Source organism: Caballeronia sp. ATUFL_M2_KS44, assembly GCF_023630965.1.
Lineage (GTDB): Bacteria > Pseudomonadota > Gammaproteobacteria > Burkholderiales > Burkholderiaceae > Caballeronia > Caballeronia concitans.
Map to the genome: position 1 here is coordinate 149,995 of NZ_JALQEA010000062.1, position 25,350 is coordinate 175,344.

Sequence of the window (25,350 nt, forward strand, 5' to 3'; positions counted from 1 at the left end):
CGCACGGAGAGCATCGGCTATGACATCTCGTTATACGCTCGCCGTCGTCGGCATTGGCAAGATCGCGCGGGACCAGCATCTTCCCGCGATCGCCGCGCAGCCGGGCTTCGAACTCGTCGCGTGCGCGAGCCGCAACGCGACCGTCGACGGCGTGCGCAACTACACGGACATCGGCGCGTTGCTGGCCGCCGAGTCGCCGCTGGATGCCGTGTCGCTCTGCGCGCCGCCGCAAGTGCGCTTCGAGCAGGCCCGCGCGGCGCTGCTCGCGGGCAAGCACGTGATGCTCGAAAAGCCGCCCGGCGCGAGCGTCAGCGAAGTGAAAGCGTTGCACGATATCGCGCGGTCCAGCGGCGTCACGCTCTTCGCGAGCTGGCATTCGCGCGCGGCGAGCGCGGTGGAACCGGCGCGCGCGTGGCTCGCGTCGAAGGAAGCGGGCAACGTGCGCGCGGTCGAAGTGCGCTGGAAAGAGGACGTGCGGCGCTGGCATCCCGGCCAGCAATGGATCTGGGAGCCGGGCGGCCTCGGCGTGTTCGATCCCGGCATCAACGCGCTTTCGATCGTGACGCGCATCTTGCCGCGTGAAATCGCGCTGCGCGGCGCCACGCTCACCATTCCGCGCGATACCGCGACGCCCATCGCCGCCGAACTCGATTGCGTCGATACGAACGGCGCGCCGGTGCGCGCGGTGTTCGACTGGCGTCACGGTCCGGTCGAGGAATGGGCAATCGACGTCGATACCGACGCGGGCCGCCTTTCGATCCGCGAAGGCGGCAAGCGCCTTTCCATTGCCGGCGAAGAGATTGCGCTCGGACCGGAGCGCGAATATCCCGCGCTGTACGAGCGTTTCCACGAACTGATCGCAGCGAAGGAGAGCGATGTCGATGTCAGGCCGCTCGGCATCGTCGCGGACGCATTTCTCCTGGGCAAGCAGATGGAGACCGAAGCGTTCGGGCGCTGAGGCAGGGAAGGGGATTTGAAAGGTGTACGAAAAAAAATGCCCCGCTTGCGCGGGGCGAATTCAGTGTGTGACTAGGACACTGAGTTGGGTGCTTCAAACCCACGCGAAGTCTACGCGTTCGAACGATTCCAACGAACCAGTTAACTCCTAAAAGATTGCGTGCGCGCATCAGTCAGTGCGCGTCAGGCGCAGCGCCATGAACAGGGAATCGTGGTACGCGTCGCCTATTTTCAGCGCACGCGGCTCGCGCGCGTAGACGCCGAAGCCGGCCGCTTCGTACAGGCGCATCGCGGCGCGGTTGTCCGGCGACACTTCCAGCTTCACCTCTTCAACCACGCTTGGCGCATGTTCCAGCACCCGCCCGAGCAACGCGGCGGCGAGGCCGGAGCCGCGCGCGCTTGCCCGCACGTACATGCCCCACAGCAAGCCCTTATGACGCGTCTTCCGGGCGACAGGCACCATCAACCCGGCGACGCCTACAAGGTTTTCCGTGCCCGAGAACGCGCCGAATACCGCGTGATCCGCGATGCGCGCGGCGAACCAGTCGAGCGGCTGCGCGCTTTCGTCGTCGTGGGAAGCGCCGAAGCAGGCCGGATGAAGGCGCAGGCCTTCGAGACGGATATCGCGAAACGCGGCGGCATCGGCGGGGTGGAGGCGTCGGATCATGTCGGATGTGACGGGAGCGTGATGAATGCGGCATCGGCGATGCTCAAACTATGACGAATCCGCTGCAAATCTAGGCAGCAGGTCATGGCCGTGTAAACTAGCGGGTTTTTGCCTCCGGTGGAATCGTGCAATCCAAGAAGCGCACGGCGGCCAGCGGCCCGGCGCTCGTGCGCCTGCTGGCGCGATTTGCCGATCTCGACGTCGATGAACCCGGCGCGTCGCTGTCCGACCGGCTGAGCCAGTGGCTCGGCTGGACCGACGCCATCGCGCTCTCGACCGCGCTCAGCGGCGATCCGCCCGCCATCTCCGGCGCGCGATCCGCAGGAGCCGCGCAACGCGAGGCCTGCGCGCGCGTGCGCGCGTCGCTCGCGAACGCCATCGCTCCGGCGAAGACGGCCGCGTCTGCGCGGCATCGCGCGCCGGTGCAGACGCCGATCGTCGAGGTGCCGGTCGATTACGCGGTGTATCGCCAGCGTTATCTGTCCCTGCAACAGACGATGGAATCCGACATCGGCGCGTTGCGCGGCCGTCTGCGCGCGGTGCTGGCCACGAAGTCGGATCGCACGGCGCGGCTTGCTGTCGTCGATGCCGTGATGGAGCAGGCGCTTTTCGCCCGCGAGCGCACGCTGTTCGCGAAGGTGCCCGCGCTGCTCGGCAAGCATTTCGAGCGCATGCGCCGCGCGCAGGAAGCCGAGGGCGCGCCGTCCGCATGGCTCGACGCATTCGAGCAGGACATGCAAAGCGTCCTGCTCGCTGAACTGGACGTACGTTTTCAACCGGTCGAAGGTTTGCTCGCGGCGTGTCAAGCCGCTCACTGAACGCTATGCCCCGATATCTTCTGAATCTAGCCGTCTTCCTGGCGGGCCTCTTGGCCGTCTGCGGTATTGCCATTGGTTATATCGGCTCGAACGCGCTCGCGTTCGCCGTCACGCTCGTGATCGGCGCGTGCTATCTCGCCGGCGCGTGGGAATTGCAGCGCTATCAACAGACGACGCACGCGCTCGCCGTTGCCATCGATCAATCGACGAGCGCGCCGAAAAGCCTCGGCGTTTGGCTCGATCAGGTGCCCGCGGGCCTGCGCAACGCGGTGCGTCTGCGCATCGAAGGCGAGCGAATCGCGTTGCCGGGACCGGCGCTCGCGCCGTATCTCGCCGGCTTGCTCGTGCTGCTCGGCATGCTCGGCACGCTGCTCGGCATGGTCGCCACGCTGCGCGGCACGGGCGCGGCGCTCGAAAGTTCGACGGATCTCGCCGCGATACGCGCATCGCTCGCCGCGCCGGTGAAGGGGCTCGGCTTTGCGTTCGGCACGTCGATCGCGGGCGTCGCGACATCGGCGATGCTCGGCCTGCTTTCCACGCTATGCCGCCGCGAAAGGCTGCACGTTGCGCAAGCGCTGGACGCGAAGATCGCGACGACGCTGCGCGCGTTCACGCAGTCGCATCAGCGCGAGGAGAGCTTCAGGCTGCTGCAGCGTCAGACCGAGATCATGCCGAAGCTGGTCGATCGTCTCGACGCGATGATGACCGCCATCGAACAGCAGAGCATGGCCGCGAACGAGCGGCAACTCGCGAATCAGACCGCGTTTCATGCGAACACGGAGACGGCGTATCGGGGGCTGGCGACGTCGGTGGAACTGTCGCTGAAGCAAAGCGTGGCCGACAGCGCGCGCGCCGCGAGCGCCGCATTGCAGCCCGTCATGCAGGCGACGATGGACGGCATCGCGCGCGAGACCGCCTCGTTGCACGCGAACATCGAACACGCGGTAGCGCGGCAACTCGATGGCTTGTCGAGCGGCTTCGAAGCCTCGACCGCGAATGTCGCGGATATCTGGAACCGCTCGCTGGCGGGGCATCGGGCGGCCAACGAATCGCTCGTCGGCAAGATGGATGCGTCGCTGGATCGCTTCGCGCACGCGTTCGAACAGCGCTCGTCGAGTCTCGTCGATAACGTGTCCGCGCGTTTGAACGATGTCTCCGGCGAACTGCATGTTTCGGTCGCGAAGATCGCGGATACGCTCGGTGAGTCGCTCGCGAAGCACGAGGAGGCGAGCGCTGTGTTCGCAAGCCAAGCGGGCGCATCGCTCGACGGCTTCGTGCAGGCGTTCGATCAGCGTTCGACGAATCTCGTCGATAACATGGCCGCGCGTTTGAACGATGTGTCGGGCGAATTGCACGCTTCGGTCGCGAAGATCGCGGACGCGTTGAGCCAGTCGGTCGAGAAGCACGATGAGACGAGCGCCGCGCTCGCAAGCCAAGCGGGCGAATCGCTGGACCGCTTCGCCGCGAGCATCGAAGCACGTTCCACGCATCTGCTCGATGCGCTTTCGTCGCGGCTCGAAAGCACGTCGGCGGGCATGTCGGACGCGTGGCGCAACGCGCTCACCGAACAACAGCGCACCGGCGAGCAACTCGCGATGCAGCATCGCGATGCACTCGACGCCGCCGCGCAACGCTTCGAACAGCATTCGGCTTCGCTGCTGCGTTCCATCGACGATGCCCACGCGAAGCTGCGCACGGACGCGGCATCGGCCAACGAAGCGCGCCTGTCCGCATGGACCGACGCGCTCACCGCGATGGCCGCGGCATTGCGCGAGGAATGGCAACAGTCGGGCGCGCTGGCCGAGCGCCGCGAGCGCGAGATTCTGGAGACGCTCGCGCGCACCGCACGCGAGATGTCCGAGGAAGCGCGTTCGCACGCGAGCGGCACCATCGCCGAAATCGAGCGGCTCGTGCAGGCCGCGTCCGAAGCGCCGAAGGCCGCAGCGGAAGTCATCGCCGAATTGCGCCAGAAGCTCTCCGATTCCATGATCCGCGACACCGCGATGCTCGACGAGCGCAGCCGCTTGCTTGCCACCGTCGAGACGCTGCTCGACGCGGTCAATCATGCGTCGAACGAACAGCGCGTGGCGATCGATGCGCTCGTCGCGACTTCCGCCGACATGCTCACGCGCGCGGGCACGCAGTTCACCGAGAAGGTCGAAGCCGAGAGCGAAAAGATCGGCGCGGTGGCCGCGCACATGACGGGCAGCGCGGTCGAAGTGGCGAGCCTGGGCGAAGCCTTCGGCGCGGCGGTGGATGCGTTCGGCGCATCGAACGAGACGCTCGTCGCGCATCTGCAGCGCATTGAAACCGCGCTCGACAAGACGCTCGCGCGCAGCGACGAACAGCTCGCGTATTACGTGGCGCAGGCGAAGGAAGTGATTGATCTCAGCATGATGTCGCAGAAGCAGATCATCGAGAATCTGCAGCAGATCGCGGCGCAACGTGAGATGGCGGGAGCGCGCGAATGAACGACGAACTCGATGTCGGCGCCGAAGCCGCCGCGCCCATCTGGGCCGCGTTCGCGGATCTGATGTCGGTGTTGCTCGGCGCGTTCGTGCTGATTCTCGTCGCGGTCATCGGCGTGCAATTGCAGTTGTCCACCAAGCTCGAACAGGCCGTCAAGGAAAAGCAGCAGGAAACGCAGCGCCGCAAGACGCTCGAAGAGGCGCTCGCGGGACCGCTTGCGTCGGGGCGCGTGACGCTCGTGAACGGGCGCATCGGCATTAGCGGCAGCGTCTTGTTCGCGTTGAATTCGGATCAGTTGCAGCCGCAGGGACGCGATCTCTTGAAGACGCTGGCCGGGCCGCTGTCCGCGTATCTCGGCTCGCATGAAGAGATTCTGATGGTCAGCGGTTTTGCCGACGACCAGCAAGTGCGCGAAGGCAATCGCCGTTTCGCGGATAACTGGGAGTTGTCGGCGAAGCGCGCGTTGACCGTGACGCGCGCGCTGATCGATGCAGGCGTGCCGCCGTCGTCGGTATTCGCGGCCGCGTTCGGTTCGGAGCAGCCGGTGAGTTCCAATGCCGACGACGAGGGCCGCGCGAAGAATCGTCGCGTGGAGATATCGCCGGTGCCGCGTCCGACGAACGCGCCGGTGAAGCGGCATGGATAACGCGATCATCGATGCATGGCGTGCGCGCGGCGAAGATCGCGTGAATCCCGTGCGTTTCGCGTTGATCGATGCCTTGGCGCGCCGCGCAACGACGCATGAAGGCGAAGCGCGGCGCATCATCGATGCAAGGCTTTCTGTGCTCATGCAAGACTATGCGCGCGAGGTCGAAGCCGCGTCGCGTACACGTGAAGCGCAGGCGGACGAGACACCGCTCGCGCGTTTGCTCGACGACATGGCGCAACACGCGGTGTCACATGCTTCGCATGCCGAACTACTCGAATACTTTCGCACGGTATGGTCGAAGGTGAGCGCGGAGCGGCAACTGCGCGAATCGCTGGAACAGGTGCCGAAAAATGCGGGACCGCTCAATTCGAGCAGTCTCGTGCATCGGTCTTTGGCGTTGATGCGCGAAGTATCGCCCGCGTATCTTCAGCACTTTCTTTCTTACGTCGATACGCTTTCGTGGATGGAAGCGATGACAAGCGCCAGTGCGCCTTCCGGTCGTGATGTGCCGCGCGGGAAGAAGTCCGCGCGCAGTGGCGCACGCTAAGGCATCACGCGAGCCGGCCTTTGATGGTGCTCGCGCTGGCATCGTGGAAAGAGTGCGTCTCGTTTTCTCAAAACGCAGCTAACGGTCAACCGCGAATCGCGCCTGCAAATTGCAGAGACCTTGACTCTCTCTGCCATTCGAGTCTTCAAGAAAAGCGCTTTATTTCGCCTCTTTAGGCAGCCGCCCCATCAGATAGAACTCGTCGTTCGGCCGCATCGATATGACATTGGCCATGCGATTCGACAAGCCGAAGAATGCGGTAATGGCCGCGATGTCCCACGCGTCTTCATCGCTGAAGCCGTGCTCGCGCAACGCGGCGAAGTCGGCATCGCCGATACTGCCCGACGCGCGGCACACCTTGAGCGCGAAATCGAGCATGGCCTTTTGACGCGGCGTGATATCCGCCTTGCGGTGATTCACCGCGACCTGATCTGCAAGAAGCGCATTCTTTTCATAGATGCGCAGAATCGCACCATGCGCGACGACGCAATAAAGGCAGTCGTTCACTGCGCTCGTCGCCACGACGATCATCTCGCGTTCACCTTTGGTGACGCCGCCTTCCTTGAGCATGAGCGCATCGTGATACGCGAAAAATGCGCGGAATTCATCGGGCCTGTGCGCAAGCGTCAAGAATACATTAGGCACGAAGCCGGCCTTTTCCTGTACCTCCAGAATGCGGGCGCGAATATCCGCAGGCCAGTCGTGCGGATCGGGAACCGGATAGCGGCTGATGAGCGGGTTCGGCATGGTCTCTCCGTCATGAAGTCGAGCGTGACTCGATCATGCAGTATGCCGGAGAGCCGTGCGACTTACTGGCCTTTGTTGCCACCGCTAACGGACGATGAACCGATCGGCGCGCCTGGCTGATGCGATGCATCGCCGTGGCCGCCGGGTGTCGCCGGTTGCATGCCGCCCGAGGAGCCCTGGCCGGGCGTGCGCGTGCCGTCGCCCGCACCGCCCGTCCCGCCGCCCGGCGTGCGCGGCTGCATGCCGCCTGCGGATCCTTGCCCCGCGTTAGTGTTGTTCTGCGATAAAGTGTCCGCTGCGAAAACGCCGCTGGACACGCCGAGCGCAAGCACGGCAGAGACTATTCCAATCGTTCGCGCTTTCATGCGAAGTCTCCATAACACGGCTGATGCGTGACCGGGCCGCGCCGCCATGGCTGACGGTGCGGCGCAAAACGGTCACTGCATGGCAACTGACTCACGGTTGCCGTTGACCACCTTGATGCATCGGTTGCTTTTGCTGGTTCTGCTGCAATTGCCCTTGTACCTTTCCTTTTCCTTGATCGTTGCGCGGGTTGGTCGGATTCGTCGGGCTGGTATTACCTTGCTTGGATTCAGGCATCGGCTTAACTCCTTTGCAAAGATGGTTGAGACTTTCATGGTCGCATTCCGTGTTCCCGGCAGCGCCTGGCGGGCGATGTGCCGACGCGCTCTCGTGGCGCAATCCTTGCTGCACGCGATTCGCCACACACAAGAAATCAAGACCATGAAAGCCACGATCGTGTCGCACGAGAAGCCGCCTGAATCGGGCGCGGCCGAGATTCATCGCTTCAGGTTCAAGCTGGACGACGGCAGTGCGCCGCCGCTGACGGAATCCATTTCATTGAGAACGGCGCGTGTGATCGTTGACAATCTCGCCGATGGCAATGCGTTCATCAAGATGCTTCATGCGATCGTGACGACGCCTCCGGACGATTATGACTCACTCGTCGGCAAGGGTTTTCCGGACCACTACTCGACTAGTCCAAGCGGTGAGCATCGAATGCCCGGACCCGACAGCGAAGGTCCGCGTCCTTAGCAGAAGGCGTGAGCGGTCACGACACGCGGCGCACTCGCGCAAGAAAGCGATCGAGTTGCGCGGCGAAATGCTTGCTGTCGCGCGGACTGTAGGGCGACGGTCCGCCCGTGTCGACGCCGCTGCCGCGTAGCTGATCCATCATCGCGCGAATGGTCAGACGTTCCTCGATATTCTCGGCGCTGAACCACTCACCGCGCGGATCGAGCGCATGCGCGGCTTTCGCGAGCACGGCGGCCGCAAGCGGAATGTCCGCGGTGACGATGAGATCGCCCGGCTGAGTGAGTTCGACGATGCGGGCATCGGCGACATCGAAGCCCGAAGGCACCTGAATGGACTTGATGAATGGCGAAGGCGGCGTGCGCAAGAACTGATTTGCAACGAGCGTCACGCACACGCTTACGCGCGGCCCTGCGCGAAAGAGAATGTCTTTCACGACGGCGGGGCATGCGTCGGCATCGACGAGAATTTGCATGAAACGTCTTTAGCGAAAGTAAGAGCGCGCATCTTACTGCACGCGCGCTTCGGTTCGCCTCGAGCAGTCACGAGTAAGTTTGGTGACAGGCGCGAGCAATCACTGTTCCGCGATGCGCCCGGCAGGGCGTTCCGTCGTCAGCGACGACAACAGCTTCAGCAGACTTTCCACGTTGACCGGTTTCACGAAGTGATAATCGAAGCCCGCCGACTGCGCGCGCAAGCGGTCTTCGGCTTGCCCGTAGCCCGTGATGGCAACGAGCAGCGGCGCGCTATCGCCCTTGCGGCGCAAGCGTCGCGCAAGCTCGTATCCGTCGATGTCCGGCAAGCCGATATCGAGCAACGCGACGTCCGCGTCGAATTGCGTGGCCGCCAGCGCTTCTTCCGACGAATACGCGACACGCGTGACATGTCCCTCGGATTCGCACAGCATCGCGAGAGAATCGGCGGCATCGCGATTGTCGTCGACGACAAGCACGCGCAGCGCAGCTTGCGTTTCGAGCCCGCTGCCGTCCGTTAGCGCCATCGCCGAATGCCGTTCATGATGATGCAGACGCGGCAATCGCACGGTGACGGTCGTGCCGAGACCCGGCCCGGGACTCTGCACGGTGATGGTCCCCTTATGCATTTCGACCAGTTTCTTCACGAGCGATAAGCCGATGCCGAGGCCGCCATTCGACCGGTCCAGCGTGCGCTCGCCTTGCGAGAACAGCTCGAACACCTTCGGCAGCAGGTCCGCCGAGATGCCGGTTCCCGTATCCGAAATCACGATCGATACCCAGTCCTGATCCGCTTCCACGCTCACTGAGATTTGCCCTTGTTCCGGCGTGTATTTCGTTGCGTTGTTGAGCACGTTGACGAGGATCTGAGAGAGACGCGTGACATCGCCGCAGACCCAGGTGGTTGCGTCGGGAACATCGACCTGTATGTGCTGCTTGCGCGATTCCACCATGCCCGCAATCGCTTCGACCGCGTGATACACCGCCGTGCCGACGAGAACCGGCTCGGTCTTCAACGCAATGCGTCCCTGCGTGATGCGCGACACTTCGAGCAGGTCGTCGACGATGCGCGTCATATGCTCGACCTGTCTGCGCATCAGTTCGATGAGATCGTCCGTGCGCGTCGAGAGCGTTTCGTCCTTTTGCAATAGCGCGATGGCCGTGCGCAAGGGCGCGAGCGGATTGCGCAACTCATGCGCGAGCATCGCGAGAAATTCATCCTTGCGCCGGCCCGATTCGCGCAGCACGAGTTCCATGTGCTTGCGTTCGGTAATGTCGATCAGACTGCCGATGATGCGCAGCGGCTTGCCGTCGTTGCTGCGTTGAAGCAGGGCGCTGCCTTGCATCCATCGCTCGCCGTCCGCGTCCTTCACGCGGAATTCGAACTGTTCGCCGGGCGCATCGCCGGCTGCGAGCCGACGCACATAGCGATCGAGCGTCGGTGCATCGTCGGGATGAATGCGGGCGAGCGCCGCTTCGTACGTGACCGTTTCGGCAGGCTCGGGCCGTTGCTTGCCGACGATCTCGAACATGAGCGACCACGTGGCCAGTTCCAGCGAAACGATGTGTATCTTCGCGGCCTGCATCGCGACCGTGAGGCGAAGACTGCGCGCCTCGATCGCGGCTTGCGCTTCATATCGCGGCGTGACGTCGGTTGTCGTGCCGAACCATTCCTGCAGATTGCCGCGCTCGTCGTAGAGCGGCGCGGCCTGCGCCTGCACCATGCGAAAGACGCCATCCCTTCGATACATGCGAAACGTCAGCGTGCATGGGCCGCCGTGACGCAACGCAGCGAGCCATGCTTCACGTGTTTGCTCGCGGTCATCGGGATGAATGAAGTCGAGCCAGCCCCAGCGCGATAGCCGGTCGCGAGGCGCGCCGGTGAAGTTCTGCCAGTCGCCGCTCGAAGGATGAATCTCGCCGTTCGCATCGGCGGACCAGATGAGCGCACCCGTCGATTCCACCAGTGCGCGATAACGGCGTTCGCTCAGGCTCAGCCGTTCTTCGTCCGCGCGATGGTCGCTGATATCGAAACTCACTCCGTACACGCGCGTAAGCACGCCGCGTGCGTCGTATTCGGGATTGCCGCGCATGCGCACCCAGCGGCGAGACGTGGCGGCGCCGTCGAGCACGAAGTCGAATTCGAATGGGCCGCGTTCGTGCAATGCTTCCGCGAGCTTGCGCTGAAACGGCTCGCGATGTTCGGGCGCCACGCGGTCCCATATCTCCGAGAGCATGGCGGACTCGGTGCCTGGCGCGAACGCATACATCTCCGCGAGTTGCGCCGTCATGCGCACGACGCGCGTGGTCATGTCCCATTCCCATGCGCCCATGCGCGCGCCCGCGAATGCGGCCTGCAAGCGGCGCTCGCTCGCCTCGTATAACTCCCACGCGTGCCGGCATTCGTGTATGTCGATAGCCACGCCTACCGTATCAGCAATCCGGCCTTCTTCGTCGCGCCGCGCCTGAAGATGCAGCGTATGCCAGCGGAATTCATGATCCACGCGCAAGAGCCGGACATCGACATTGCTGAGAAGCGCATCGCGCATTTGACGCAGTGCGTTGAGTACGCATTCTTCATCCTGATGATGAATGAATTCGCGCCAATGTCGTCCGATCAAATCATTCAGTTCGATGCCGAGATAGCGGCATGCCCACGGATTCGCATACTGAATGAAGCCGTCGCGCGCCGCGCGCCACACGAAGGACGGAAGAAAGTGAGCAGGATCGTACATGAGCGTCCTTGCTGCGGTTGAACGGCGAGCGCGTCGCCGGCGCGGCTTTCTTTGCTTAGTACTGTTTTTCTACGTACGGATACCATACCGCATTCAATGGCGCACGAACGCACGCACGTGCGCCATTAGTGCTTCGCTTCAGTTAGCCATCCTCGCCGACTGCATTCGGATCGGGTAAGGGTTGGCCCTTGTTCGCGGTAGGCGGCGCAGGTTCATTCGACGCGTTCTGTTTTTGTTCATCGCTCAAGCGGCGATCTGCCGTGGTCGGATCGCTATCGCTTTGCTTGGGCGGTGTCGAACGATCGGTTTGTTCGGGCATGTGAGCTCCTTCTGTCCTGTTAAAAGAAAGTGGTTCGTCGAACGGTATCTGCATCCGTCATGCCTGATAGCCGACAACGCTTCAATAGCGTTGGGCATGGGCGATGCTTGAATCAACGCTTCAAATCGCTTCTATTTATTCGAACGTTCATGACCGGCTTTTTTCGCAACACGGCCGCGCTATGTGCGGGGTTTGTTGCACTCACTCCATTAAACGCGCATGCCGCGACGATCGCGTCGGCTCCTTTTGGCGTTACGCAACAAGGGCAGGCCGTCGTGCAATACACGCTTTCGAATGCGCGCGGCATATCGGTGAGCTGCATGACCTATGGCGGTATCGTCACGAGAATCGACGTTCCCGACCGACGCGGCCGACGCGCGGACGTCGTGCTCGGCTTCGCTTCGCTCGCCGATTACGAGCGGTATAACGGCAACATTCATTTCGGCAGTCTAATCGGGCGCTATGCGAATCGCATCGCACAGGGACGATTCATCATCGACGGACACACGTATCAACTGCCTATTAACGATCCGCCTAATACATTGCATGGCGGGCCGCATGGCTTCGACGAGAAAGTGTGGACGGTCGTGCGCACATTCCAGAACGCGGCGGGCGCGGGCGTGCAACTGCGTTATGTGAGTCCCGATAATGAAAACGGCTTTCCGGGCGCGCTCACGGTGGACGTCACCTACACGCTCACCGACGACAACGAAGTGCGCATCGACTATCGCGCGAAGACCGACAAGCCGACTGTCGTGAATCTCACGAATCACAGTTATTTCAATCTGGCGGGCGAGGGCAGTGGGAGCGTCGAAGACCAACTCATCATGATCGCCGCATCGAGCTATACGCCCACACGCGCGGATTCCATACCGACTGGCGAGATCGCATCGGTGGAAGGCACGCCGCTCGACTTGCGTGCGCTTACGCCGATCGGCGCGCGGCTGCGTTCGTCGTTTCCTCAGCTACGTTATGCGCGCGGCTACGATCAGAACTACAAGCTCAACAAGCCAGGCCAGCGCGACGGCGAGCCCTCGTTCGCCGCGCGCGCTTATGATCCGGCAAGCGGCCGCGTGCTCGATGTCTATACGACGCAGCCGGGCTTGCAGTTCTATACGGCGAACGGACTCGATGGAAGCGTGACCGGTGTATCCGGAAGCGCGTACCGCCAAACCGATGGCTTTGCGCTGGAAGCCGAGCACTTTCCGGATTCGCCTAGCCGTCCGTCGTTTCCGTCGACCGAGCTTAGGCCCGGCGACGAATATCATGAAATCACGGTATGGAAGTTCGGCGTGCGCTAGACGCTGACTCTTGCGTCGGTACCCACGCGCAATGTCATTACGTTCGGCTTTCGCATTACGAGTAAGTCGAATGGCCGCAATGTCACTCGAGCAAACCATTGCCACTTCCCTGAAGCGCGTGAGATGCTTCGCTCTGCTGCATATTCCAAAAGACGCGAGCGGCACGAGCGGGACCAGTCCGGGTCATCACCCTTCGAAGGAGTGAACATGATCGTACTGTCGCGGTATGGCAAGGCGCGTGATGCGTCGCAACACAATTCATTCAATGCGCGTCGTCTCCTTGGCGCGTGGATCTTCTTGAGCGCGGCAAGCGTCGCTCATGCGGATACGCAAAGCGGCTACGTCGTGCCGCCGCCGCCGAGTGAGTTATATGGCGAACTGTTCGTCGCAGTGCAAACGCAGCAGATTTATCCGGATCAAAAGACTTTCGTCGATGCCACGCCGAAGATGGACCCCGCGCAAATCAACGCGCTTTATCTTCAGCAGCGTACCGTGCCGGGCTTCAGTCTCTCCGCATTTGTTGCGCAATACTTCACGCCGCCGACGGATCAGGTCATCACGCCGCCACCGAATCAGACGCTGCGCGAGCATATCAACTGGCTTTGGCCGGCGCTGACGCGCAATACATCCACCGTGCCCCCGTACAGCACGCTCATTCCCATGCCGAAGCCGTATGTCGTGCCGGGCGGACGCTTTCGCGAAGGCTACTACTGGGATACCTATTTCACGATGCTCGGCCTTCAGGAAGCCGGCCGCGAAGATCTCGTCGACGACATGCTCGATAACTTCGCCTATCTCATCGACACCATCGGCCATATTCCAAACGGCAATCGCACTTACTACGTGAGCCGCTCGCAGCCGCCGTTCTTTTCGTATATGGTCGAACTCGCCGCGCACAAGGAAGGCGGCCGCGTGTATCAGAAGTACCTGCCGCAGATGCGCCGCGAATATGGCTATTGGATGCAGGGCGCGCATACGCTGCAAGCGGGCGAGGCCGTGCGCAACGTCGTGATGCTGCCGGATCGAACCGTACTCAATCGCTACTGGGACGAGCGCGATACGCCGCGCGACGAGTCGTATCTCGAAGACGTGCAGACCGCGAGTTCGGTGCCGAGCCGTCCTGCCAACGAGGTCTATCGCGATCTGCGCGCGGCGGCTGAAAGCGGCTGGGACTTCAGTTCGCGCTGGTTCGGCGATAACCAGACGCTCGCGACAATCCGCACGACATCCATCGTTCCCATCGATCTCAATAGCCTGATGTTCCACCTTGAAACGACAATCGCACGCGGCTGTGGCGAAGCGCACGACTTCCATTGCGTGGCGGAGTTCATCGGCAAGGCGGCCAGGCGCGCGATCGGCATCAACAAGTATCTCTGGAACAGCAACGGCTATTACGGCGACTATGACTGGAGGCTCGCGCAGCCGCGCAACAATCCATCGGCGGCGATGCTTTATCCCTTGTTTGCAGGGGCCGCGTGGCCCGATCGCGCGCATATCACGGCAAATACGGTCGAGACTTTGCTTCTGAAGCCGGGCGGTCTCACAACGACCACTCATAACACCACGCAACAGTGGGATGCGCCGAACGGCTGGGCGCCGCTGCACTGGATCGCCATTCAGGGCTTGCGGCGTTATGGCCGCGCCGATCTTGCGCAGCCCATTGGCACGCGTTTCCTGGCCGACGTGAATCACGTCTATGCCACGGAACAAAAGCTGGTGGAGAAATACGTCGTGGAAGGGACGGGGACGGGCGGCGGCGGGGGCGGAGAATATCCGCTGCAGGACGGCTTCGGCTGGACCAACGGCGTGACCTTGCGTCTGCTCGATCTCTACGCGCCAGGCCAATAGCGGAAATTGAAAGCAGCGAGGCGGCTCATTCGCCGCCTCGCATTTCGATGCTTATTCCAGGCCTTCGACGACGCGGAAATCGCGCTCGCATGCATCGCCCAGCACGCGCAGCGCTTCCTGATACTTCTCGCCGTTGAACGTGGCGAGTGCCTGATCCAGCGAATCGAATTCGATCAGCACCGTGCGCTCCGCAATGCCCGCGCCGTGCGCCATCGAAGCGACGCCGCGTGCGAGCGGCCGGCCACCGCCTTCCTTGATCGCGGCCGTCGCGAGCTTCGAATATTCGGCGACCTGCTCGGGCTTGTCGATCTTGCGATATGCGCTAACCCAATATGCCTTTGCCATCTGATTCTCCTGTTCTTTGTTGAGCGCCTTGGCGCAATGCGCCGATGCGAAGGCGAGCATAGCAAATAATCGCCCAAGACCTCTTGCCGCCGATTCCGCTTGATTCAGTGAAGAGTGCTTTCCTTGTCTAGGGGTTAACCCCGAAGTCTTGCAAGCCTAGACTTCACTCACTGCTTCGACACACCAAGGGTCCTTGGAAGCGCCGAAGCAAGCACCCAAGTCACTGGAGTTAAGAAAATGAAGTCTTTGATTCGCGCAGCAGTTGTCGCCACCGCTTTGATCGTTCCCGCTCTCTCTTTCGCGCAAGGCAGTCAGATCACGCGCGCTCAAGTCCGTGCGGAACTCGTGGAACTGCAAAGCGCGGGTTATCACGTCGGCGACGGCGATCAGGCGCATTATCCCGATGCCATTCAGCAAGCCGAAGCCAAGCTCGCCGCGCGGCAAGGCGCGACTGCTTACGGCGGCGTTGTGAATGGCACGACGCAATCGGGCAATAGCGTTTCGAAAGCCGACTGGAACGCGATGTACACGCGCTAAGCGCAATTGACCCGGCGGCGCGGCGCTGAGCCGCGCTGCCGGTGAAGTGAGTTACTCCGCAGCGTATTTGCGATCGAGCTCGTCGAATAGCGGCTTATTCACGAGCCTTTGGCGTTCCGCGAAGAGCGCGACAATAGTGGGATCTTCATCCAGCCGCCCATGTTCCTTGAGCGCGCCGAGCGCCGTTTGCATGCCGCGCACCGCGCTTTGCAAAGCCGCATTGGCATACAGCACGAGGCTGAAGCCGAGTCGCTGCAATTCATCCCGGCCCGTCACGGGCGTCTTTCCGCCAATCACGATGTTGATCAGTTGCGGCGCATTCACCAGCTTGTTCAACGACGCAATCTGCTCTTGCGTTTCGATCGCTTCGATAAAGAGAATGTCCGCGCCCGCTTCGACGAACTTGTTCGCGCGTTCGATCGCGGCATCGAAACCTTCGACCGCGCAGGCATCCGTGCGCGCGATGATCTGAAAGTTCTCGTCCTCGCGCGCGTCGACGGCAGCGTGTATCTTGCCGACCATCTCGTTCGTCGAAATCACGCCTTTGCCCGCGAAATGGCCGCATTTCTTGGGCATCACCTGATCTTCGAGTTGCACCGCGTCGGCGCCCGCGCGTTCCAGCGTGCGGATGGTGTGGCGCACGTTGAGTGCATTGCCGAAGCCCGTATCCGCATCGACGACGAGCGGCAGATCGACTGCATCGCGAATGCGCGTCGTATGTTCGGCGACTTCCGCGAGGCCGATGAAGCCGAGATCCGGCATGCCGAGCGACATGTTCGTCACGCCCGCACCGGTGATGTAGAGCGCCTCGAAGCCGAGGTCGGCGGCGACGCGCGCGCTCATCGCGTTGAATGCGCCCGGCAGAAGCAGGCCGCGACGCGCATTGACCAGTTCACGAAACGCGGCGCGGCGGCGGGAAGAAGTGGTTGTCATGACAGGGTGTCCGCTAAAGAGAAGATCGGCATCGAGGCATGCGGTATGAATTCACTGCCGAATGTATGCGTCATGCACGCGATGCCATTGCCTGCCATGTTAAAGCGTGCGGACCTGAAGCGCTAATTCAACCGCCCGATACCCGCAATGGCCGCTCTTCTTTGCCGCGCAATCCATAAGCCGTCAGCATGCGGTAAAGGGTGACGCGCGAAATGCCGAGTTCGTCGGCGGCTTCGCCAAGCCGTCCGCGATGACGCAACAGCGCCACTTCGATAGCCTGCCGCTCCGCCGCCTCGCGCGCTTGCGCGAGCGTAGTCGGGGCCGCTTCGACGTAATCGCCGAGTTCGAGATCGCTCGCGAGAATCTGCCGTCCTTCGCACATGACGATTGCGCGCCGCACGCGATTGATGAGTTCGCGCACGTTGCCGGGCCATCCGTAGTTATGAAGCGCGGCGATCGCGCAAGGCGAGAAACCGCGCAGCCGGCGGCTTGCATCCTTCCTGAAGCGCTCGAGCATATGGTCCGCGAGCAGTTCGATATCCTTGCCGCGCATGCGCAACGGCGGTTCGTCGATCTGCAGCACGCACAAACGGTGATACAGGTCGGCGCGAAAGCGTCCTTCGAGCATGGCGGTCTGCATATCGACGTGCGTCGCCGAAATGATGCGCACATCCACCGACGTGGAACCTTGTCCGCCCAGCCGTTCGATCTTGCGCTCCTGCAGAAAGCGCAGCAGGCTCGCCTGGCTTTCGAGCGGCAAGTCGCCGATTTCATCGAGAAAGAGCGTGCCGCCGTCCGCCGCTTCCACGCGGCCGATCTTGCGCTGATTCGCGCCCGTGAATGCGCCGCGCTCATAGCCGAATAGTTCGGATTGCAAAAGATGTGGCGGAATGGCGCCGCAATTGATCGCGACGAAAGGCTGCGCGCGGCGCGCGGAACGTTCGTGTATGGCGTGCGCAGTGAGTTCCTTGCCGGTGCCGGATTCGCCGGAGATGAAGACGGGCGCATCGGTCATCGCGACCTTGCGGATCGAGCGATACAGTGCCTTCATCGCTTCGCAATTGCCGACCATGCCGCCTTCGGCGCCATCGGACTTTTGAGGATCGTTACTGGCGACATCGTGCAGCGAGACCATGCCGTAAGCGTGGCCCACGGCATCGACGATTCGATCCGCCGACGAGGGCACGGTCACGTAATCGAAGCAGAAATCGCGGATCAGGCGGCACAGGTCCGGGTTGTCCGTGTGATCGGCGGTGACGGTGGCGACCCAGCCGATGCGATAGCCCGACAGCAAAGCGGTGAGCGCTTCGATGTCTTTGACGAACCCGCTGCTCGTCATGTCGACGATGCCCGCAGCGACGCCCTTGCCATGCCTCGACAATCTCGGCATCTTCGCCGGATTGACGTACTCGATGTTCCAGCCGCGTGCGTGCAGGCGTTCGGCCAAGTCTTCCGACACTGCGCGTCCGGCGAAATAGAGCGTCCTGGATTCCCCGTACATGACTCTTCTCTCAGATATTGTGTGTTTGTAGGCACAGTATCCTTTGGATTCGTCGGGGTAAAAAGCCGCGCAAACGATATGCGGCTTTTTAATGTTTACATTGGCGTTCGCAACTCGATTGAAAACGTCTGCGCATATTTTGCGGAACGGGCGTTCATAAAAACGGCTTACAGTCGTGCCTTTTTCAGTGGATGCCCGCCACGTGCGGCTAAGCGCCAATCGACTGCAGGAACGTTTTACTGGCTGGCCTTAAGCAGGCCTTAAGCGTCGGTTAGCGAATAAAAGCGCTGTCAAGGGTTAACCCTTCATCGCGCGTTCGAGTTGCGCGGTTACCCACGAGCGGTCGAACGCGCCGGCGGCGATGGAACGCAACGCCAGCGCTTCCTTTTGCTCCTGCGAGCGCGCGCGTTCTATCACGTCCGCTGCATCGGCTTGAGGAATCGCGAGCACGCCGTCTTCATCGCCCACGATGATGTCGCCCGGATGCACCACCATGCCGCCGACCGTCACCGGCACGTTGATCTCGCCGGGACCGTTCTTGTAAGGTCCGCGATGCGTGACGCCTTTCGCATAGACCGGGAAATCGCGCGCGCGCAGGGCGGCCACGTCGCGGATCGCGCCATCGATCACGAGTCCCGCGATGCCGATGCTTTCCGCATAGCTCGCCATGATGTCGCCCATGAGCGCCTGATGCAGGTCGCCGCCGCCATCGATCACGAGCACGTCGCCGGGGCGGCAGTCGTCGAAGGCCGCGTGGATCGCGAGATTGTCGCCGGGGCGCGTGCGCACCGTGACGGCCGTGCCGGCCATCGCTTTCGGCCGATGAAAAGGCGTGAGGCCCACGGCGCCCGACGCGCGCGCCATGTTGTCCGAGAGAAGCGACACGGCGAGCGCTTTCAACGCGTCGAGCGTTTGAGGGCTGGCCTGAGCGGCGGACGCGTGATGCCGCCATCCGGGAGCATTCATGATGCGACTCCTTGCATCGAGAGTTGTTGTTCGAGTCTTGCGCCGAGGCGCGGATAAACGGCGCGCGCGTTGTCTTCGAAAATGCGCTGCTTGTCTTCGCTATTGAGCCACGCGATGCCGTCGATATAGCGGCGCGTATCGTCGAAGTGATGTCCCGTCTCCGGGTCGATGCCTTGCACCGCGCCGATCGTCTCCGATGCGAACAGGATGTTCTTCGCCGGTATCACGCGAGCGAGCAGTTCCGCGCCGGGCTGGTGATAGACGCAGGTATCGAAGAACACGTTGTTCAGCAAATGCTCGGACAAGAGCGGCTGTTTCATGTCTTGCGCAAGACCGCGATAGCGTCCCCAGTGATACGGCACCGCGCCGCCGCCATGCGGGATGATGAATTTCAGCGTGGGAAAGTCCGCGAACAGATTACCCGTGAGCAATTGCATGAACACGGACGTATCGCCGTTGATGTAATGCGCGCCCGTTGCATGGAAGTTCGGGTTGCACGACGACGAGACGTGAATCATCGCGGGGACATCGAGATCGACAAGCGCCTCGTAAAGCGGATACCAGTGGCGGTCGGTCATCGGCGGACCGGACCAGTGGCCGCCCGAAGGATCGGGATTCAGATTGCAGCCGATGAAGCCCAGTTCTTCCACGCAGCGCCGCAACTCGGGAATGCAATTGGCGGGATTCACGCCGGGCGCTTGCGGCAACTGACATACGCCGATGAAGTCCTGCGGAAACAGCGAAACGACACGATGAATGAGGTCGTTGCATTCAGCGGACCATAGCGCGTTGGCATTCGCATCGCCGAGGTGATGTCCCATGCCCGCGGCGCGCGGCGAGAAGATGGTGAGATCGATGCCGCGCTCGCGCTGCACACGCAGTTGCGCGTTGCGTATCGTCTCGCTGATCTGCTCGTCGCTTATGCCGGGACGCGGTGGAACCGGCGTGCCGTTGGCGAGCGCTTCGATCTGGCGCTTGCGCCATGCTTCGTGCTCGGGCGGCGACGTCGTGTAATGGCCGTGACAATCGATGATCATGAAATGACTCGCGTGTGTGTCAGATGGATTGGCTGGCATCGCTGCGCGCATCGGCGTTTTCGTCCGCATGCGCCGCTTCGTCTTCGGACGGACGCACGCGCATCACGAGCGCAATGAGCGTTGCAACGACAAGGAATGCAGCGATGGTCACCAGCGCGAGCTTGAAACTGCCCGTTGCGTTACGCACGAGGCCGATGCTCCACGGCCCGACGAGCCCGCCGAATTGCGCGATCGTATTGATGAGCGCGATGGTCGCCGCGCCCGCCGCGCCCGTTCTGAACGAAGCGGCAAGACTCCAGAAGAGCGGATTGCCTGCATAGATGAAGAGGCCGGTCACGCAGAGCAGCGCATAAGCGATGACGGGCGAGGGTGCATACGCGCTTGCCGCGATCGCCACTGCGCTCATGCCATAGACGAATGCGAGGTGCTTCTTGCGATCGCCGGTGCGGTCCGAACTGCGGCTGATCAAGAACGTACCGAGCACGCCGAGCAAAGGCGGTGCAGCGGAAAGAAAACCCACTTCCATGTTCGTGAGATGGCCGAGGCTTTTGACGATCTGCGGCAGCCACAGGAAGAGACCATAGATGCCGACGAGCGCGCAGCCGAAGAGACAGGCGAGGCTCCAGACGCGGATATCGCCCGCGACGCGCCACATCGATACATGCGTGTGGCCGCCCAACGCATTGCGCTCCGCTTGCAGCGTGCTTTCGAGCCATTGCTTTTCGTCGGTGCTGAGCCACGTCGCATCGGCGGGACGCTCCTGCATCACGCGCAACGTGATGACGCCCAGCAGCATCGCGGGCACGCCTTCGCAGATGAACATCCATTGCCAGCCCGCGAGACCCAGTACGCCGTTGGCATACGTCATCAACGCGGTCGAAACGGGACCGCCCAGCACCGCTGAAAACGAGCCCGCGATGATATAGCCGCCCACCGCGCGCGCACGGTAACGCTCGGGAAACCACTTCGTCAGATACACCGCGACGCCCGGCAAGAAGCCCGCTTCCATCACGCCGAGCAGAAAGCGCACGATGTAGAAGCTCGTATCGTTGAAGACGAACGCGGTGGCGGCCGCGACCGCGCCCCATGTAATGAGAATGCGCGCGATCCATCGCCGCGCGCCCACGCGATGCAACAACAGATTGCTCGGCACTTCGAGCAGCATGTAGCCGACGAAGAACACGCTGCCCGCGAAGCCGAATACCGCAGGACTGAAGTTCAGCGCGTGATTCATGTCCAGCGCGGCGAACCCTATGTTGATGCGGTCGAGGTAATTGAAGAACATCATCGCGAAGAGCAACGGCATGAGGCGGCCGTAGACCTTGCGCATCGTCGTGGACGCGATGGCTGATTCTCTTTCCGATGAAAGCGCCTGGTTCATCTTCGTCTCCATGCTGCGCGGGCTTTTTGCCCGCGTCTATGTGATGGCGTGATGCGGGCGCATTGATTCGCCCGGTCACGAACGACGATCATAGGGACGCGAGGCGCACGCGTCCAAGACGGATTGCGTATCCTTGTATAGGCTTTTGCTTATAGCGTGCGCGAGCGCTTGCGAAGCGCGTTAGCGTGGCGCATCGACCGATGGAAGGCACGCGAGGAATGCTTGCAGATGCGGCGACGTATCGCCGGTTCGAAAGCTCGCGGTCAGCGACGTGATCTGTGCCGCGCCCGGTCCCGCGAGATGCCGATACACCACGTCGGATCGCCCATGACGCGCGACGGATTCGCCCACATAAGTCACGCCAAGGCCCGCAGCGACGAGCGCAATGGCCGTTTGAATTTCGTAAGCTTCATGCGCGATGTTGAGCGCGACGCCCGCATCGCGATACAGCGAAGCGATCAAACGAGGAAACTGCGCAGCGGGATGCTTCGGATAGACGATCAGCGGCGTGGTCGCGAGTTCGCCGATGCGCACAGCCTTGCGTTTTGCAAGCGGATGATCGGAAGCGAGCACCGCCATCACGCGTTCGTTCAGCAGCGTGCGCGTGGTGCACGAGGGCACGTCGGGCGCCTGTCTGCCGATGCCGACATGAATGCGCGCATCGCGAAAGGCATCGGCCTGTTCCTCCGTCAACATTTCGAACAGCTTTAATTCGACTTTCGGATAGGCCGAATGAAAGGCCTTGAGCGCGGGCGGCAACACGCTATACATCGCGGAGCGCGTGAAGCCGATGGCGAGCCAGCCATGCGTGCCCGCGCCGATGTCGCGCACGCCGAGCGTCGCCTGCTCGCAGCGTTCCAGTATCTCGCGTGCTTCGGTATGAAAGTAGCTGCCCGCTTCGGTCAGGCGCAGCGGCCGGCTGCCACGATCGACGAGCTGGCTGCCGAGCCGCGCTTCGAGCGCGCGGATTTGCTGCGAAAGCGCGGGTTGCGCGATATGAAGGCGCTCCGCCGCGCGGCTGAAGTTCAGCTCTTCAGCGAGCACGATGAAGCATTGCAATCCCCGTAAATTCATTGCGTGGCGCTCCTGCGGCGGTGCATTTTTTTATCGATGACGGGCGAGGACTCCAGCCCTCGTAACGCGACATGATAGCGAGCGGCACCGCGCGCTTGCACCCGACAGAGCTTGCGGTTTTATCGCCCGTTACGCGCTGCCGCAGCGGCATTCGCCGCGTTCGCTGAATTTGCGGCGTTGGCTGCATTGGCGTTGTATGCCCCGCTGTTTCCCGAATTGGCCGAATATCCCGACGTGCCCGGGCTTTGAGTCGTCGAATTGGTATTGGCTCCGGGCGATGATCTCGGCGGCTTCGGCTGAAGCGTCTGGTTGATGACGCCTATCTGCCCGAGCTTCTGGGCGGCGCGGCTGTCCGCATGCGCGGCATCGGCCATGAAAACGGCGGCCACGGCCATCGACAATGCGGCGGCGGCAATGCGATTTCTCTTCATGATGATCCTCCACAAGGGCGCTCGATGCGCCCGGACAACCCATCCATTGTGCGCAAGTAGCTTGCCTGCGTGCAGGAGGGTTTGTGCCTACGGTGACGGCGCGCCACGATGCCCCGCACTCGGGACTGCGGCGATATCACGCATGAGCAAAGTGCAATATCCGGACGAAAGCGCTGCACTCAATCGGTAAGATGTACTACGAAGTACCCAGCCGATTTTGCTTTGGAGATATGCATGTTTCCCGAATACCGTGACCTCATTTCCCGCCTCAAAACAGAAGACGCGCATTTCGCGAGGCTTTTCGAGCGTCACAATCAACTCGACCATGAGATTCAGAACATGGAAAGCGGCGTCACGCCCGCGGACGCATTCGCCATCGAATCGCTCAAGAAGGAAAAGCTGCTGTTGAAGGACAAGATGTACGTCGTGCTGCGAAAAGCCGCGCAAGCCGCTTAAAAAACTCAAGCCAACACCGCAGCATGCCAGGGAGAGATTGAACGTGAAAACCGCGCACCCATCCGAGGGAAACAGAAGCAAGACCTTGCAACGATCCGCGAAGGACGATCTGGACGGCGACGTCAGCGTCGTCGAGGCGTCGGAGCATGTGATCAGGCGCGAAACGCTAGAAGCGGTCGATGCCGCGAACGAGCTGATTTCCAGCAGCATGGAAGACATTCTCGTGAGCGCCGCAGCCGGCAGCGTCGAGACGCGGCTCGATACGATGAAGGCGATGATGGGCGGCCTCTCGCCGGATGAAATCGCGACGTTGCGCGCGTATCTGCTGGAAGGCGCATCGCCGATCGGTGCGCAAGGCTCGCGACGTCAGCGTCAGGACGAAGAGCTTGCGCCGGGCTGGCGTCATGGCGGCTACCCGTACAAGCATCTCATGTCGCGGCAGGCGTATGAGAAGCAGAAGTATCGGCTGCAAGTGGAATTGCTCAAGCTTCAGGCGTGGGTCAAGGAAACGGGCCAGCGCGTCGTCATTCTGTTCGAAGGGCGCGACGCGGCGGGCAAGGGCGGCGCGATCAAGCGTTTCATGGAGCATCTGAATCCGCGTGGCGCGCGTGTCGTTGCGCTGGAGAAGCCATCGGAACGCGAACGCGGCCAATGGTACTTTCAGCGATACGTCGAGCATTTGCCGACAGCCGGCGAGATCGTGCTGTTCGACCGTTCCTGGTACAACCGCTCGGGCGTCGAACGCGTGATGGGTTTCTGCTCGAATCAGGAGTACGACGCGTTCATTCAACAGGTGCCGGCGTTCGAGCGTCATCTCACGCAGAGCGGCGTGCATATCATCAAGTTCTGGTTTTCGGTGAGCCGCGCGGAGCAGCGTCGCCGTTTCAAGGAGCGCGAAGTGCATCCGCTGAAGCAATGGAAGCTGAGCCCGGTGGACCTTGCGTCGCTCGACAAGTGGGACGACTACACCGCCGCCAAGGAAGCGATGTTCGCTCACACCGATACCGCCGATACGCCCTGGACCGTCGTGCGTTCCGATTGCAAGAAGCGCGCACGGCTCAATGCCATGCGCTACGTGCTGCATCGCTTGCCGTATGCGAATCGCGATGTGCAGACCATCGGGCCTGTGGATCCGTTTATCGTCGGGCGTGCGTTTTGATCTCTAAGCGCCGGCTGCCATCAATTCGTGCGCAAGCAGGCTTGCATGCGGCGTGAGCGCATCGAAGGAGCGGGCGCACAGATGGAGGCGACGCGTGGCCCAGGGCTCGGATAGCGGCGCGATCACGAGCCCGGGGCGCTTGAGCAATTGCGCCGATGCACGCGAAAGAATCGCGATGCCAATGCCCGCTTCGACGAGCATCCCCACGTTGTCGATGCTGCGCATGTGAATGCGGTAGTTGAGCTGTCTGCCAAGCCGCGACGCGCGCTCGGCCAGATGCATTTCCAGCGCGGCATCGGCGAGTCCCACGAAGGCTTCCCCCACGATATCCGCGAACGCCACCGCGCTTTCGTTCGCCACGCGATGCGTGCGGCTCGTCACCACGACGAGTTGATCCTGCGCCACCACATGCGTCTTGAGGCTCGCCAGGTCCGTGATATCGGCGACGATACCCAGGTCCACGCGTCCTTCCATCACGGCCTGCACGATCTCCGAACTGGGCCGCTCATCGAGATCGATCGACAAGTCAGGGTGCGTCGCAAGGAAACGCGTGAGCCGCGGCGGCAGATACGCCGCCAATGCCGCCGTGTTCGACATCAGTTTGATGCGGCCTTTCAGGCCCGTCGCGTAGGTCCGCAATTCGCCGCGCATCTGTTCGACCTGCCCGAGAATCATGCGCGCGTGCCGCACGAAACTCTCGCCTGCGGCCGTTGCTTGCACGCCGCGCCGATTGCGCTCGAGAAGCGGCGCGCCCAACGCCGCTTCCATGCCCGCGATCCGCTCGCTTGCGGATGCCAGCGCGAGATGCATGGCCTGCGCGCCCGCCGTGATGCTGCCGCGTTCGATCACGGTCAGGAAGAGACGCATGTCGGTCAGATCGAAACGCATGCCGTGCCTTCGGCCGCGCCGAAGCCTCGCAAAGGAAATGCCAGATTGTAAGCGCGCAC

General features: G+C 62.2%; 27 protein-coding genes. 11 read left to right on the forward strand and 16 right to left on the reverse strand.

Annotated features, from left to right (window positions below; genetic code table 11):
• Positions 1–19 precede the first annotated feature (19 nt).
• On the forward strand, positions 20–958 hold the full coding sequence (locus NCR39_RS27055) for a Gfo/Idh/MocA family protein (protein ID WP_250455662.1): 939 nt from the start codon (positions 20–22) through the stop codon (positions 956–958).
• A gap of 168 nt (positions 959–1,126) precedes the next feature.
• On the opposite strand, the gene NCR39_RS27060 is transcribed toward NCR39_RS27055, so the two are convergent.
• Positions 1,127–1,624, reverse strand: a complete 498-nt coding sequence (locus NCR39_RS27060) for a GNAT family N-acetyltransferase (RefSeq protein ID WP_250455664.1) — start codon at positions 1,622–1,624, stop codon at positions 1,127–1,129.
• 122 nt (positions 1,625–1,746) lie between these two features.
• On the opposite strand from NCR39_RS27060, the gene NCR39_RS27065 reads away from it, so the two are divergent.
• From NCR39_RS27065 to NCR39_RS27080, 4 genes are read left to right on the forward strand one after another with little or no spacing between them, the layout of a single operon-like run.
• On the forward strand, positions 1,747–2,442 hold the full coding sequence (locus tag NCR39_RS27065) for a DUF3348 domain-containing protein (RefSeq protein ID WP_250455908.1): 696 nt from the start codon (positions 1,747–1,749) through the stop codon (positions 2,440–2,442).
• Between the two features lie 5 nt (positions 2,443–2,447).
• Entirely contained in the window at positions 2,448–4,913 is a 2,466-nt protein-coding gene (locus tag NCR39_RS27070) for a DUF802 domain-containing protein (RefSeq protein WP_250455666.1), read from the forward strand.
• Positions 4,910–5,557 (forward strand): OmpA family protein, encoded by a 648-nt coding sequence (locus NCR39_RS27075; protein ID WP_040052531.1) that lies wholly within the window; start codon positions 4,910–4,912, stop codon positions 5,555–5,557. The genes NCR39_RS27070 and NCR39_RS27075 overlap by 4 nt, the downstream gene beginning before the upstream one ends.
• Positions 5,550–6,107: a DUF2894 domain-containing protein gene (locus NCR39_RS27080; RefSeq protein WP_250455668.1), complete on the forward strand. Its 558-nt coding sequence runs from the start codon at positions 5,550–5,552 to the stop codon at positions 6,105–6,107. The genes NCR39_RS27075 and NCR39_RS27080 overlap by 8 nt, the downstream gene beginning before the upstream one ends.
• A gap of 159 nt (positions 6,108–6,266) precedes the next feature.
• Here the strand turns inward: NCR39_RS27080 and NCR39_RS27085 are convergent, their stop codons facing one another.
• The 3 genes from NCR39_RS27085 to NCR39_RS27095 all read right to left on the reverse strand — a co-directional run bounded on the left by NCR39_RS27085 (position 6,267) and on the right by NCR39_RS27095 (position 7,454).
• Positions 6,267–6,854 (reverse strand): peroxidase-related enzyme, encoded by a 588-nt coding sequence (locus tag NCR39_RS27085; protein ID WP_250455671.1) that lies wholly within the window; start codon positions 6,852–6,854, stop codon positions 6,267–6,269.
• 62 nt (positions 6,855–6,916) lie between these two features.
• Positions 6,917–7,096 carry a hypothetical protein gene (locus tag NCR39_RS27090; RefSeq protein WP_250455673.1) on the reverse strand — a complete coding sequence of 60 codons (180 nt, stop codon included), beginning with the start codon at positions 7,094–7,096 and terminating at the stop codon, positions 6,917–6,919.
• 214 nt (positions 7,097–7,310) lie between these two features.
• Positions 7,311–7,454 (reverse strand): hypothetical protein, encoded by a 144-nt coding sequence (locus NCR39_RS27095; RefSeq protein ID WP_250455675.1) that lies wholly within the window; start codon positions 7,452–7,454, stop codon positions 7,311–7,313.
• 36 nt (positions 7,455–7,490) lie between these two features.
• On the opposite strand from NCR39_RS27095, the gene NCR39_RS27100 reads away from it, so the two are divergent.
• On the forward strand, positions 7,491–7,910 hold the full coding sequence (locus tag NCR39_RS27100) for a hypothetical protein (RefSeq protein WP_250455677.1): 420 nt from the start codon (positions 7,491–7,493) through the stop codon (positions 7,908–7,910).
• Positions 7,911–7,926: 16 nt separating this feature from the next.
• Here the strand turns inward: NCR39_RS27100 and NCR39_RS27105 are convergent, their stop codons facing one another.
• The 3 genes from NCR39_RS27105 to NCR39_RS27115 all read right to left on the reverse strand — a co-directional run bounded on the left by NCR39_RS27105 (position 7,927) and on the right by NCR39_RS27115 (position 11,434).
• Positions 7,927–8,382, reverse strand: coding sequence for a YaiI/YqxD family protein (locus NCR39_RS27105; RefSeq protein WP_250455679.1), 456 nt, complete (start codon positions 8,380–8,382; stop codon positions 7,927–7,929).
• Positions 8,383–8,481: 99 nt separating this feature from the next.
• Positions 8,482–11,115 (reverse strand): PAS domain-containing hybrid sensor histidine kinase/response regulator, encoded by a 2,634-nt coding sequence (locus NCR39_RS27110; RefSeq protein ID WP_250455681.1) that lies wholly within the window; start codon positions 11,113–11,115, stop codon positions 8,482–8,484.
• A gap of 142 nt (positions 11,116–11,257) precedes the next feature.
• Positions 11,258–11,434, reverse strand: a complete 177-nt coding sequence (locus NCR39_RS27115; protein ID WP_250455683.1) for a hypothetical protein — start codon at positions 11,432–11,434, stop codon at positions 11,258–11,260.
• A gap of 149 nt (positions 11,435–11,583) precedes the next feature.
• Between NCR39_RS27115 and NCR39_RS27120 the strand changes: the two genes are divergently transcribed.
• The gene (locus NCR39_RS27120; RefSeq protein ID WP_250455685.1) at positions 11,584–12,735 is read left to right on the forward strand and encodes an aldose epimerase family protein; all 1,152 of its coding nucleotides are present in this window, start codon (positions 11,584–11,586) and stop codon (positions 12,733–12,735) included.
• A gap of 207 nt (positions 12,736–12,942) precedes the next feature.
• Positions 12,943–14,583, forward strand: coding sequence for an alpha,alpha-trehalase TreA (gene treA, locus NCR39_RS27125; protein ID WP_250455686.1), 1,641 nt, complete (start codon positions 12,943–12,945; stop codon positions 14,581–14,583).
• A gap of 51 nt (positions 14,584–14,634) precedes the next feature.
• Here the strand turns inward: treA and NCR39_RS27130 are convergent, their stop codons facing one another.
• On the reverse strand, positions 14,635–14,928 hold the full coding sequence (locus NCR39_RS27130) for a DUF1330 domain-containing protein (RefSeq protein WP_250455688.1): 294 nt from the start codon (positions 14,926–14,928) through the stop codon (positions 14,635–14,637).
• A 237-nt stretch (positions 14,929–15,165) separates the two neighbouring features.
• On the opposite strand from NCR39_RS27130, the gene NCR39_RS27135 reads away from it, so the two are divergent.
• Positions 15,166–15,465 carry a DUF4148 domain-containing protein gene (locus NCR39_RS27135; RefSeq protein WP_250455689.1) on the forward strand — a complete coding sequence of 100 codons (300 nt, stop codon included), beginning with the start codon at positions 15,166–15,168 and terminating at the stop codon, positions 15,463–15,465.
• 51 nt (positions 15,466–15,516) lie between these two features.
• Here NCR39_RS27135 and NCR39_RS27140 read toward each other — a convergent pair whose 3' ends face one another.
• The 7 genes from NCR39_RS27140 to NCR39_RS27170 form a co-directional block, all read right to left on the reverse strand.
• The gene (locus tag NCR39_RS27140) at positions 15,517–16,398 is read right to left on the reverse strand and encodes an isocitrate lyase/PEP mutase family protein (RefSeq protein ID WP_250455691.1); all 882 of its coding nucleotides are present in this window, start codon (positions 16,396–16,398) and stop codon (positions 15,517–15,519) included.
• 127 nt (positions 16,399–16,525) lie between these two features.
• The gene (locus NCR39_RS27145) at positions 16,526–17,899 is read right to left on the reverse strand and encodes a sigma-54 dependent transcriptional regulator (protein ID WP_250455693.1); all 1,374 of its coding nucleotides are present in this window, start codon (positions 17,897–17,899) and stop codon (positions 16,526–16,528) included.
• Positions 17,900–18,196: 297 nt separating this feature from the next.
• Complete coding sequence (locus tag NCR39_RS27150; protein ID WP_250455695.1) at positions 18,197–18,865, reverse strand: RraA family protein; 669 nt, start codon at positions 18,863–18,865, stop codon at positions 18,197–18,199.
• Positions 18,862–19,902: an amidohydrolase family protein gene (locus NCR39_RS27155; protein WP_250455697.1), complete on the reverse strand. Its 1,041-nt coding sequence runs from the start codon at positions 19,900–19,902 to the stop codon at positions 18,862–18,864. The genes NCR39_RS27150 and NCR39_RS27155 overlap by 4 nt, the downstream gene beginning before the upstream one ends.
• 19 nt (positions 19,903–19,921) lie before the next feature.
• Positions 19,922–21,232 (reverse strand): MFS transporter, encoded by a 1,311-nt coding sequence (locus tag NCR39_RS27160; RefSeq protein ID WP_250455698.1) that lies wholly within the window; start codon positions 21,230–21,232, stop codon positions 19,922–19,924.
• Between the two features lie 231 nt (positions 21,233–21,463).
• Positions 21,464–22,357 carry a LysR family transcriptional regulator gene (locus NCR39_RS27165; protein WP_250455700.1) on the reverse strand — a complete coding sequence of 298 codons (894 nt, stop codon included), beginning with the start codon at positions 22,355–22,357 and terminating at the stop codon, positions 21,464–21,466.
• A gap of 119 nt (positions 22,358–22,476) precedes the next feature.
• A complete protein-coding gene (locus NCR39_RS27170) occupies positions 22,477–22,788 on the reverse strand; it encodes a hypothetical protein (RefSeq protein WP_250455702.1) in 312 nt (103 codons plus the stop codon).
• A gap of 234 nt (positions 22,789–23,022) precedes the next feature.
• Between NCR39_RS27170 and NCR39_RS27175 the strand changes: the two genes are divergently transcribed.
• Together NCR39_RS27175 and ppk2 are read left to right on the forward strand one after the other, a co-directional pair.
• Positions 23,023–23,244: an HP1242/YdcH family protein gene (locus NCR39_RS27175; RefSeq protein ID WP_040052512.1), complete on the forward strand. Its 222-nt coding sequence runs from the start codon at positions 23,023–23,025 to the stop codon at positions 23,242–23,244.
• Between the two features lie 85 nt (positions 23,245–23,329).
• Positions 23,330–24,403 carry a polyphosphate kinase 2 gene (gene ppk2 / locus NCR39_RS27180; RefSeq protein WP_284507381.1) on the forward strand — a complete coding sequence of 358 codons (1,074 nt, stop codon included), beginning with the start codon at positions 23,330–23,332 and terminating at the stop codon, positions 24,401–24,403.
• A gap of 3 nt (positions 24,404–24,406) precedes the next feature.
• Here the strand turns inward: ppk2 and NCR39_RS27185 are convergent, their stop codons facing one another.
• Entirely contained in the window at positions 24,407–25,291 is an 885-nt protein-coding gene (locus NCR39_RS27185) for a LysR substrate-binding domain-containing protein (protein ID WP_250455704.1), read from the reverse strand.
• Positions 25,292–25,350: the final 59 nt, after the last annotated feature.

Bases quoted from the DNA above. Each gene is read 5' to 3' on its own strand.
- NCR39_RS27055 (WP_250455662.1), top strand. From the start codon at position 20: ATGACATCTCGTTATACGCTCGCCGTCGTCGGCATTGGCAAGATCGCG.
- NCR39_RS27060 (WP_250455664.1), bottom strand. From the start codon at position 1,624: ATGATCCGACGCCTCCACCCCGCCGATGCCGCCGCGTTTCGCGATATC.
- NCR39_RS27070 (WP_250455666.1), top strand. From the start codon at position 2,448: ATGCCCCGATATCTTCTGAATCTAGCCGTCTTCCTGGCGGGCCTCTTG.
- NCR39_RS27075 (WP_040052531.1), top strand. From the start codon at position 4,910: ATGAACGACGAACTCGATGTCGGCGCCGAAGCCGCCGCGCCCATCTGG.
- NCR39_RS27080 (WP_250455668.1), top strand. From the start codon at position 5,550: ATGGATAACGCGATCATCGATGCATGGCGTGCGCGCGGCGAAGATCGC.
- NCR39_RS27085 (WP_250455671.1), bottom strand. From the start codon at position 6,854: ATGCCGAACCCGCTCATCAGCCGCTATCCGGTTCCCGATCCGCACGAC.
- NCR39_RS27090 (WP_250455673.1), bottom strand. From the start codon at position 7,096: ATGCAGCCGCGCACGCCGGGCGGCGGGACGGGCGGTGCGGGCGACGGC.
- NCR39_RS27095 (WP_250455675.1), bottom strand. From the start codon at position 7,454: ATGCCTGAATCCAAGCAAGGTAATACCAGCCCGACGAATCCGACCAAC.
- NCR39_RS27100 (WP_250455677.1), top strand. From the start codon at position 7,491: ATGGTCGCATTCCGTGTTCCCGGCAGCGCCTGGCGGGCGATGTGCCGA.
- NCR39_RS27105 (WP_250455679.1), bottom strand. From the start codon at position 8,382: ATGCAAATTCTCGTCGATGCCGACGCATGCCCCGCCGTCGTGAAAGAC.
- NCR39_RS27110 (WP_250455681.1), bottom strand. From the start codon at position 11,115: ATGTACGATCCTGCTCACTTTCTTCCGTCCTTCGTGTGGCGCGCGGCG.
- NCR39_RS27115 (WP_250455683.1), bottom strand. From the start codon at position 11,434: ATGCCCGAACAAACCGATCGTTCGACACCGCCCAAGCAAAGCGATAGC.
- NCR39_RS27120 (WP_250455685.1), top strand. From the start codon at position 11,584: ATGACCGGCTTTTTTCGCAACACGGCCGCGCTATGTGCGGGGTTTGTT.
- treA (WP_250455686.1), top strand. From the start codon at position 12,943: ATGATCGTACTGTCGCGGTATGGCAAGGCGCGTGATGCGTCGCAACAC.
- NCR39_RS27130 (WP_250455688.1), bottom strand. From the start codon at position 14,928: ATGGCAAAGGCATATTGGGTTAGCGCATATCGCAAGATCGACAAGCCC.
- NCR39_RS27135 (WP_250455689.1), top strand. From the start codon at position 15,166: ATGAAGTCTTTGATTCGCGCAGCAGTTGTCGCCACCGCTTTGATCGTT.
- NCR39_RS27140 (WP_250455691.1), bottom strand. From the start codon at position 16,398: ATGACAACCACTTCTTCCCGCCGCCGCGCCGCGTTTCGTGAACTGGTC.
- NCR39_RS27145 (WP_250455693.1), bottom strand. From the start codon at position 17,899: ATGTACGGGGAATCCAGGACGCTCTATTTCGCCGGACGCGCAGTGTCG.
- NCR39_RS27150 (WP_250455695.1), bottom strand. From the start codon at position 18,865: ATGAATGCTCCCGGATGGCGGCATCACGCGTCCGCCGCTCAGGCCAGC.
- NCR39_RS27155 (WP_250455697.1), bottom strand. From the start codon at position 19,902: ATGATCATCGATTGTCACGGCCATTACACGACGTCGCCGCCCGAGCAC.
- NCR39_RS27160 (WP_250455698.1), bottom strand. From the start codon at position 21,232: ATGCGCAAGGTCTACGGCCGCCTCATGCCGTTGCTCTTCGCGATGATG.
- NCR39_RS27165 (WP_250455700.1), bottom strand. From the start codon at position 22,357: ATGAATTTACGGGGATTGCAATGCTTCATCGTGCTCGCTGAAGAGCTG.
- NCR39_RS27170 (WP_250455702.1), bottom strand. From the start codon at position 22,788: ATGAAGAGAAATCGCATTGCCGCCGCCGCATTGTCGATGGCCGTGGCC.
- NCR39_RS27175 (WP_040052512.1), top strand. From the start codon at position 23,023: ATGTTTCCCGAATACCGTGACCTCATTTCCCGCCTCAAAACAGAAGAC.
- NCR39_RS27185 (WP_250455704.1), bottom strand. From the start codon at position 25,291: ATGCGTTTCGATCTGACCGACATGCGTCTCTTCCTGACCGTGATCGAA.